Below are 1,648 nucleotides of genomic sequence, written 5' to 3'. Positions count from 1 at the left end.
TGTGATGTCTGGGGTCTTTTTGGACACGGAGTCCAGGGGGTTTTTGGACGTGATGTCTAGCGACTTTTTGGGCGTTCGTGGCGGTGGAATAGCCGGATGGCTATTCCATTGCACAAGCGCAGAAAGGTCGCAGATTTCGATCCTGTCCGCGACGGTAAAACGATCACACAGTTTTGCAAAGAACTCGGCATCTCGCGGCAGACGTACATCAACATCAAAAACCGGGTAGCGCAGAAGGGCCGATCTGGCATTGTGCCCGATTCGACCGCACCGAAGAACCCAGCTCGAAAATTCGACGACACAGACAAGGTCGCGGTCGTCAACGCGAGACAACATTTGATGGAACAAGGGCTGGATTACGGCCCATGGTCGATCTACTACTACCTGTTCGATTCGATCGGTCCTGAGCGCACCCCGTCGCGTTCGACCATCGCGTCGTGGCTTCATGAGCTCGGTTTCGTCGACGCCAACGCCCGTAAACGACCGCGCAGCTCCTATAAGCGCTTCGCCCGCGATTTCGTCGGTGAGCTGTGGCAGATTGATGGGCTGGTCTACCGCCTGTTCGACCATGCGCACACGCAGGTGACGATCTACCAGATCATCGACGACGCCAGCAGATTCGACGTCGGCACCAAAGCGTTCCCTTTGCCGGAAAACGGAACCGACGCACGCGCCGTGCTGGCCGAAGCGTTCGCAACCTACGGCAAACCTCAAGAGATCCTCTCCGATAACGGCGAGGCGTTCGCCACCTACCACCGTGGACACCTCTCCGCTACCGAGTTGTGGCTCGCCAGTGAAGGCGTCTTGGCTATCGCTGGGTTCGCCGCCACAACTCAAGGAAAAGACGAGCGATCCCACCGCACACTGACCCAGTTCTTAGACGTGCGCCACCCGGTAAGCCTTGCTGAGGTCAACACATATCTCGCTGAATATCGGCACGTCTACAACGAGCGGCGACGCCACCAATCGCTACTGGTTGGCAAGATGCATATCACCCCGCGCCAGGCTTTCGACACCTTCCCCAAGGCAACACCGCCCACGCACCCGCTTGATCCTGACGCGATCTGGGCCCGTGTCGTCGCCTACAACAAAGCACATAACCCACAAACAGCAGCATTCGCAGTGATAAACGGCCCCGGGGAAGCGGCAACTTCACCCGAGACCAACACCGATGACATGGCAGCTCAGCACGACCTACCTCCCACCGATACCCCCACATTAACGATGCCGGTAAAGCAGTCAACAAACGCTTGGGGCATCCCAAACGAACTACGAGTGAGCAAAGACGGTGTTGCCCGCGTATGCAACTACGGCCTCTACATCGGCCTGCGATTCAAAAACCGCCTACTCTACGCCGCCGTCACGGCCGAAAACGTTGCTGAGTTCTACACCGCACACGACGGCGAATTCCTCTTCAGTGTGCCCTTACCAATCACCCTGACCCACAGGCCACCAGGCGGGCAAATCAACATCAACCTCGTGAAAGGAATGAAACACCGCCAACCACCACGGCTTAACCCGAACCTATCCAAGCCCCGGCCCAAACGCCGGAAACCATGACACCGCGCTAGCAATGTCCAAAAACCCCACCGACTCCACGCCCAAAAAGTCACCGGACTCCGTGTCCAAAAACCTCATGGACATAACA

Annotated in this window: 1 protein-coding gene; it reads left to right on the top strand. The window is 57.4% G+C overall.

All coding sequences use genetic code 11. From position 1 onward, the window contains the following. Positions 1 to 96 precede the first annotated feature (96 nt). The gene (locus tag KBX07_RS11290; RefSeq protein WP_256024167.1) at positions 97 to 1,560 is read left to right on the top strand and encodes an integrase core domain-containing protein; all 1,464 of its coding nucleotides are present in this window, start codon (positions 97 to 99) and stop codon (positions 1,558 to 1,560) included. The last annotated feature ends 88 nt before the right edge of the window (positions 1,561 to 1,648 follow it).

Origin of the sequence: Corynebacterium sp. CCUG 70398, assembly GCF_024454055.1 — a bacterium.
Classification (GTDB): Bacteria; Actinomycetota; Actinomycetes; order Mycobacteriales; family Mycobacteriaceae; genus Corynebacterium; species Corynebacterium genitalium.
The sequence above is the reverse complement of the archived record's forward strand: the minus strand, read 5'-3'. Positions and strand labels throughout refer to the sequence as shown.

Excerpts from the sequence above, each read along its gene's own strand:
- KBX07_RS11290 (WP_256024167.1), top strand. The coding sequence starts at position 97 with ATGGCTATTCCATTGCACAAGCGCAGAAAGGTCGCAGATTTCGATCCT.